Raw genomic sequence first — 7,189 nt, 5'->3', positions numbered from 1 at the left:
TGAGGAACAGCGCTTTCCGCTGGCACCGGCGTGACCTCGACGTGCGTCGGCTCAGGCGGTAGTTCCGGAGTGGCGCTTGCCACTGGTGGCTCTGGTGTAACATCCAGCGGCTTGACTGGTTCGACTGGCAGTGGAGTGACCGGCACCTCCGCAATTTCCGGAGCAGCGGTAATCGCCTGCGCAGGAGCCGGAATCAGTTCTGGTACTGCGGAAGGCGATTCGTCGAGGATCGGGACAGGTGCAATGTCGGTCTGCCTTGTTATTTCGGCGACTATGGGGGCGGGTTCTTCCGGCACCGGGGTTTGAGGAACAGCGCTTTCCGCTGGCACCGGCGTGACCTCGACGTGCGTCGGCTCAGTCGGCAGTTCCGGGGAGGCACTTGCCACTGGCGGTGCTGGTGTAGCATCCAGCGGCTTGGTTGGCTCGACCGGCAGCGGGGTGACCAGCACCTCCGCAATTTCCGGAGCAGCGGTAATCGCCTGCGCGGGAACCGGAATCGGTTCGGGTGCTGCGGAAGGCGATGCGTCGTGGATCGGTTCGGGTGCAACGTCGGTCGGCCTGGTTATCTCGGGGACTATGGGGACGGGTTCCTCCTGAACTGGGGCTTGAGGAATTGCGCTTTCCGTTGTTACCGGTTCGGCATCGGCTTTCTTCGGCTCAGTCGGCAGTTCCGGGGAGGCACTTACCACAGACGGAGTTAATGAAACATCCAGCGGCTTGGTTGGCTCGACCGGCAGTGGGGTGACTGGCTCCTCCGCAATTTCTGGAGCAGCGGTAATTGCCAGCGCAGGAGCCGGAATCGGTTCCGGGGCTGCGGAAGGTGATTCGTCGCAGATCGGGGCAGGTGCAACGTCGGTTTGCCTTGTTACCTCGGCGACGATGGGGGCGGGTTCTTCCGGCACCGGAGGTTGAGGAGCTGCGCTTTCCGTTGTTACCGGTTCGGCATCGGCTTTCTTCGGTTCAGTAAGCGTTTCTCGGGATTCGACTAATGGTGCGTGTGGTGCCACTGACGGCCATGCCAATTGCAAGGCAGGCAACTCAAGCTGAGGCGGGGGAACAGTTGGTGGCTCCTGCGGAGTTGGTGCCGGGGCAGGTTGTGGCGGAGGCTTCGACTCCGGCTTTGCGACAAGGGGTGTTTCAGGTGGCGGCTGTGTTACGGCGGCGGGAGCGGGAGATTTGGGCAGTGCGGCTTGCGTGCGTCGAAAGGTTGGACGGGGGTAAGGGATGAGCGTTGGCTCTGGTTTTGGTTTCCCTAATTGGGCGGTAACCATTGCGTACGCCTCATCCAACAGGGCGATTTGATGCCGCGCCTTTTCGCAAAGTTGCTTGGAAAATGCCAGCCGCATTTTGCGCTCCCAGACAGCCCGGCGGGAACGGTAAATGGCCTCGCATTCTGCCGGAGGCAAACCGCGCGAAATACCCAAGACCTGTAATGCGTTGATTAAATTCATGTCCAGTAACCACTCCAGAGCAGCCCCGGGCTGCTGTCATACATGCTCAACGAAGTTATACTCCTACCATGGCATAGTTATCCAGCATTTATTGAATACCACACGCTCCGCATGATACACATGCGTCTGGCCACTCGCCAATTTCAAATTACGATAGGACGAGAGAGGGCTTGGGTTGCGTAACCAGGCGGTTCAATCAACCGCCTGGTTGGCGTCGGTCGTGTGGGTGGTAACCGGGGTGGGTTGGGGAGGCTTTTCAGGATGATCACGCAAGGTTTCGCGAACCGCGAGCATGAGAATGATGCCCGCAGTGACCATGAACAAGCAAAAGGCAATGATTACCGTCAGGAGTGCTCCTTCTGAGATAACGGCCAGTATTGACATGCGTGGGTAGGGGAAGCTCGTGACGCGCCAAGGGAAGCGGGAAATTTAACGCCACCCGATGGGTAAGAACGTCAAAGATGGTGGTCGCGTGGCGGGCCAACCCGGATGGGTTGGGGAGTCTTTTCCAAGTGATCGCGCAAGGCTTCGCGAACCGCAAGGGTGAGAATGATGCCTGCGGTGACCATGAACAAGCAAAAGGCAATGAACACCGTTAGGAGTGCTCCTTCTGAGATAGTGGCCAGTATTAACATACGACGTGATATAGCAAGTGATGTGCCAAGGGGAAATCCGAAGCCCGAAAACCGAAGTCCGAAAAAACTAGTCATACCATTTTCACCATGCAATTGCACGATACTAATCAGCGAGTGGTTGTGCAATTAAAGGTAAGCCGACTGGGAAGTCGGCGACACAGCAGGTTTGGAAACCTGCGGTACGATGACAAGGACGTACGCCTGAGCGGTTTGAATGATGCAGCTACAAACTGGAAATGGTATCAATCGGTGGCGGTTGAAAAATTGGTCATATTTTTGCCTGAATTACCGTTCTTGGCGCTCGGCTTCCAACTCTGGCGGCCCCGATTTGTCCAAACTTGGGACAGACCCGTGTGGGTAATTGGACACCGGAGAAGATTGGCGACCGGCCAATTATTTTCAAGCTGCCCAGCGGGATGCTTCAATACTTGGTCTTGATGCCACAAGCGCGTAGCGCACACCAACCGCGCAAAGCCTCAAACAGCACGAACATACCCATGGCTCCCAGCACCACCCCCAGCCATACCGACTCGACGAAGCCGAATCCGGCCCCAACGAGCAACGCCAACGCGCACCCGCCACGGAGGAGCCGTCCGCTGTTGCTGATGTTACGCTCGAAACGTGGCTTCATGATGTGGCTTTTTTCCGCGACTACTGGTTGCCGGCGGGCGGGGAGTTTTTCCCGCGCCAGAAAATGCCGTGGCCCCAATCGTCAAAGAGGGCATAGCTGACGGGGGTGACCAGCAGGGTTAGGAGCAGGCAGAGCATCTGGCCGCCAATGATGACGGTGGCCATGGAGGCGCGCCCCGCCGAACCAGGACCGGTGCCCAGGGCAATCGGGATCATCGAGGCCACCAGCATGATGGTGGTCATGAGGATGGGCCGCAACCGACGGCGGTTGGCCAGCAGGATAGCCTCCTCCCGAGGCAGGCCCTCGCGCCGCAGGGTGTTGGTGTAGTCCACCTGTAAAATGCCGTTCTTCTTCACAATCCCGAACAGCATGAACAGGCCGAAGATGGCGTAGATGTTGAACTGGGCGTTGAGGAAATCCATCCAGAGGAAGGCGAACGGCAGCGACAACGGGACGGCCAGCATGATGGAAATGGGATGGATGAAGTGCTCGAACTGCGCCGCCAAAATCATGTACATGAAGATCATGGCCAGGGTGAAGGCGACCAGGAAGTTATCCAGTGTTTCCTGCATGGATTTGGCGCGCCCGGTGAATACCACGCGGTAGCCGGGCGGTAGGTTCAAGTCCTCGGTGCCGTCTTTCACAAACGCGACCGCTTCGCCCAGGGAGTAATTATTCGCGAGGTTCGAGCCAATAGTGACCTTGCGCTGGCGCTGGAAGCGGTCAATCTGGGTGGGGCCGCGCTCTTCGCGCAGCCTTACGAAGTTATCGAGCTGCACCAATTCAAGTGGTGTCGTCGCGGTGGCGGCACTGGGAAGCGCACTGTTGGCAGTCCGCAGGAAAATTTGTTCGAGGGATTCCTGGGTGGTGCGATCCACCTGTTCCGCGCGCAGCCACACATCAAACAAGTCATCGGCCTCCCGATAGGTGCCAACGATCCGGCCGCCGACCAGCGTGCGCAAGGTGTCGGCAATGTCCTGAATGCGCAGGCCAAACTGGCTGGCTTTCACGCGGTCAATATGTACCTGCATTTCCGGCTTGCGGGTGGAAAGGGTGGTATCCACGTCCACAAAGTTAGGCGAGGTGCGCATTTTCCCCAGCATTTGTTCCGAGTATTCGACGAGCTTGCCGAGGTCCGGGCCGGTGAGATTAAAGCTGATTTCGGAATTGCGCCCGCCGCCGCCGCCGATCCCGGATATATTCTGCACGCTGGAACGAACATCCGGATACTCGGCCAGGATGCGCCGGACGCGCCCCATGGCTTCAAACTGGGTCCAGCGCCGGGATTGCCCCCGCAGTTGGGCAAAGCGTCCGCCCAACTCGGGAATGCGGCAGTAGATATTGGCGGCGGTGACATCGCCTTCCCCCTTGCCGATGGTGCCGCTGGTGGGACCGATGGTGACGAGCGTATCCGTCACTGCCGAGATGCCTTCAATCTGAACGGCTTTGAGACGACGCTCAATTTCCGTGCATAAAGCCGAGGTGCGTTGCAAGGTGGAGCCTTCCGGGGCAATGAGGGCGATTTCAAACTCACTGGAATCATCCATCGGCATGTAGGTAAAGCGGGCGCGCGGGAAGAGCACCACGAGCGACGCCACGCACAGGATGGATACCCCCATGATCACCCAGCGATGGCGCAGGCTCCAGGCCAGCACGGTGTGATACCGGTCGGCGATCCAGCGCAACAGCGCGCCGCCCTCGGCTTTCTTGCGGCGCAGATTCTCATCCTGGGTATGCCGCAGGAAGCGGGACGCCAGCATCGGCGTAAGGGTGAAGGAAACAAACAGGGACACCAGGATGGCGAACGCGACGGTCATGCCGTAGCTGGAGAAGAACTTGCCGATGCGCCCCTGCATGAAGGCCAACGGCAGGAAGATAACCACCAGGGAAAGCGTGGTCGCCAGCACCGCCAGGGCGATTTCCCGCGTGGCGTAGCTGGCCGCCTGGGGGCCGCTCCAACCGCGCTCCTCCATGGTGCGATGGATGTTTTCCAACACCACAATGGCGTCATCAATCACCACTCCGACGGCGAACACCAGCCCAAGCATGGTGGAATTGTTCAGGGTGAAATCCATGTAGCGCATGAGGGCGAAGGTGGCCACAATCGAGGTGGGGATAGCCACGCAGGCAATGATCGTGCCGCGCCAGTCGTGCAGGAAGAAAAAGACGGTAAGCAACACCAGCACCGCGCCCAGCATCAGGTGGAAACTCACCTCGTGGAGCGAGCGTTTGATAAAGCGCGACTGGTCGCGGATGATTTCAATGCGAAAATCCGGAGGCAACGTCGCGGACAGTTCGGCCAGCCGTTGTTTCACGCCATCAATCACGCGCACCGTATTGCTGCCGGATTGCTTGCGTACCAGCAGCGTAACGGCGTTGACACCGTTCAGCCGCGCCAGGGTGCGGGGCTCCTCGATGCCATCGGAAATCTCGGCCAGGTCGCCCAGGAACACCGGCTGGCCGCCGATGTTGGCGACAATGAGCTGGCTGAAATACTTCACTTCACTCATGCGGCCCAAGGTGCGCACCACCAGTTCGCGCGAGCCCTGGTCCATCCGCCCGCCGGGCACTTCCACGTTTTGCTGCTGGAGCGCGGTCTTTACGTCCTGAATGGTCAGGCCGTACGACTTGAGCTTATCCACATCCACCGCCACCTGTATGGCGCGCACGCGTCCGCCCACCAGGTTGATGGCACCCACGTCCGAGACCGTTTCCAGGTTCTGCTTGATCTGTTTATCCACGATAAAGGTGGTTTCCTTGAGGTCGCGCGGCGCACTGATGCTGATGGAGAGCACTGGGGAAGCGTCCACGTCGAACTTGCCAATAATGGGAGAATCCGCGCCCTCCGGCAGCCGGGCCAGAATGGAGTTCACCTTGTCGCGCACATCCTGGGCGGCAATGTCGCGATTGCGCTCCATGAGGAATTGCACGGTGACGGACGAGACGCCCTCATACGAAACACTGCTCAACTCATCCACTCCTTGAATGGTGTTGATGATGTCCTCGATCGGCTTGGTGATGCTGGTCTCGACTTCCTCCGGCGACGCGCCGCGCAACGTGGTGGTGACGGTAATGATGGGCAGGTCCACGTTGGGGAGCTGATCCACGCCCAGGTTGTAAAACGAAACCAGCCCGAACACGACGAGCAACAAATTGAGCATCGTGGCGAAGACCGGACGCAGGATACAAAGATCCGCAATGCCAAGGCCCTTGAAGCCGGTTCCCGAGCTTTTGGGTGCTTCAGAGTCGTGCTTCATGGCTGCTTATCGCCGCTTTTGGGAGCGGCAGCCGTCGCCCCGGCGGACTTGGTTTCCACGCGGCCATCGGCAGATTTAAGCAGCACCGCCGCGCCATCATATAACTTGGATTGCCCGGTGGTGACCACGATTTCCCCCGCCTGAATGCCAGAGCGAATTTCCTGCCGGGTTTCCAACACCCGGCCCACTTTGACTTGCCGGGCCCGGGCTTGTCCGTTTTGGACAATATACACGCGCGTTACCCCGGCAAACGACACCACGGCATCGAGCGGCACCAGAATGGTCGGGGCGTTGCGTTCCAGGACGACTTCCCCACGCGCGTAGCTGCTGGCCTTGAGCTTGCGATCGGCATTGGTCACCAGGGCGGCGAAGGTTAATCCCCGGGTGCCGGTGTTGATGGCGGGACTGATGAGTTCCACCCGGCCTTCAAATTTCTGGTCGGGATACTGGTCCACGGAAAAACGCACGGTCTGACCCTGCTTGATTTCGGCACCATAGCGCTCGGCCACCTGCACGGTCAATTTGAGCTGGGAATCGTTGACCACCCGGAACAGCGGCGTGCCTGCTTTGACATAATCCCCCGCGCTGGCCACGCGCTCTGACACGGCGGCCTCGAACGGCGCTTTCACCTGGGAGCGGCTCAAGTTCAAACGGGCGATGACTTCGGCGGCCTCGGCGGCTTTGACTTCGGCGGCGGTCTGCCCCGCATCGGCCATGGCCTTGTCCAGGTCTGCCGCCGAGGAAATGTTTTGCTCCTGCAATTCCCGCACCCGACGCAACGACTGCATGGCGTTGGTGTAATTGGCGCCCGCGCGCGCCAGGTTGGCCGCCGCTGCCAAGGCCAGCGCCTCATACGTGGTGGTGTCAATGCGCGCCAGCACCTGCCCGGCATTGACGCGGCTGCCGAAGTCCACCAGCGTGGTTTCCACGCGACCCTCGACTTCCGCCGCCAAGGTGGCTTCGTCCCAGGCAAATAGTGTGCCGACCACGGTCACCACCCGATCCACGGGCATTTGCACGGCTGCCGCCACGCTCACTGGCACGCCGGCGCGGCGGTCGCCCTTGGGCTTGCCGCTGTCGCGCGGACCGCACCCCGCCAAGGCCGCCGCCAGGCAGACCACAGCGATACCGCGCAAAATAGGTTTAGTCATATTCATGCTGAATGCATTAAGATATAAGAATCCTTACGAATTTGACGCAAGCGTTATTCAATTT

At 59.7% G+C, this 7,189-nt stretch carries 6 protein-coding genes; all 6 read right to left on the bottom strand.

All coding sequences use genetic code 11. The annotated features are described in order from the left end of the window. A partial coding sequence (locus WCO56_17295; GenBank protein ID MEI7731334.1) for a hypothetical protein occupies positions 1–1,451 on the bottom strand: 1,451 nt, incomplete at its 3' end. A gap of 192 nt (positions 1,452–1,643) precedes the next feature. Next, entirely contained in the window at positions 1,644–1,835 is a 192-nt protein-coding gene (locus WCO56_17290; GenBank protein MEI7731333.1) for a hypothetical protein, read from the bottom strand. A 71-nt stretch (positions 1,836–1,906) separates the two neighbouring features. Further along, positions 1,907–2,086, bottom strand: a complete 180-nt coding sequence (locus WCO56_17285; GenBank protein ID MEI7731332.1) for a hypothetical protein — start codon at positions 2,084–2,086, stop codon at positions 1,907–1,909. Between the two features lie 421 nt (positions 2,087–2,507). Then, positions 2,508–2,717 carry a YgaP-like transmembrane domain gene (locus WCO56_17280; GenBank protein ID MEI7731331.1) on the bottom strand — a complete coding sequence of 70 codons (210 nt, stop codon included), beginning with the start codon at positions 2,715–2,717 and terminating at the stop codon, positions 2,508–2,510. 20 nt (positions 2,718–2,737) lie between these two features. Continuing rightward, positions 2,738–5,974: an efflux RND transporter permease subunit gene (locus tag WCO56_17275; protein ID MEI7731330.1), complete on the bottom strand. Its 3,237-nt coding sequence runs from the start codon at positions 5,972–5,974 to the stop codon at positions 2,738–2,740. Then, the gene (locus tag WCO56_17270; protein ID MEI7731329.1) at positions 5,971–7,125 is read right to left on the bottom strand and encodes an efflux RND transporter periplasmic adaptor subunit; all 1,155 of its coding nucleotides are present in this window, start codon (positions 7,123–7,125) and stop codon (positions 5,971–5,973) included. The genes WCO56_17275 and WCO56_17270 overlap by 4 nt, the downstream gene beginning before the upstream one ends. Positions 7,126–7,189 lie beyond the last annotated feature (64 nt).

The sequence above is a fragment of the Verrucomicrobiota bacterium genome, assembly GCA_037139415.1.
GTDB lineage: Bacteria > Verrucomicrobiota > Verrucomicrobiia > Limisphaerales > Fontisphaeraceae > JBAXGN01.
Note: the sequence above shows the minus strand (reverse complement) of the source record. Positions and strands in the feature narration are given on the sequence as shown.

What these genes read in the sequence shown, in the direction of transcription:
- WCO56_17290 (MEI7731333.1), bottom strand. Translation starts at nt 1,835, where the DNA reads ATGTCAATACTGGCCGTTATCTCAGAAGGAGCACTCCTGACGGTAATC.
- WCO56_17285 (MEI7731332.1), bottom strand. Translation starts at nt 2,086, where the DNA reads ATGTTAATACTGGCCACTATCTCAGAAGGAGCACTCCTAACGGTGTTC.
- WCO56_17280 (MEI7731331.1), bottom strand. Translation starts at nt 2,717, where the DNA reads ATGAAGCCACGTTTCGAGCGTAACATCAGCAACAGCGGACGGCTCCTC.
- WCO56_17275 (MEI7731330.1), bottom strand. Translation starts at nt 5,974, where the DNA reads ATGAAGCACGACTCTGAAGCACCCAAAAGCTCGGGAACCGGCTTCAAG.
- WCO56_17270 (MEI7731329.1), bottom strand. Translation starts at nt 7,125, where the DNA reads ATGACTAAACCTATTTTGCGCGGTATCGCTGTGGTCTGCCTGGCGGCG.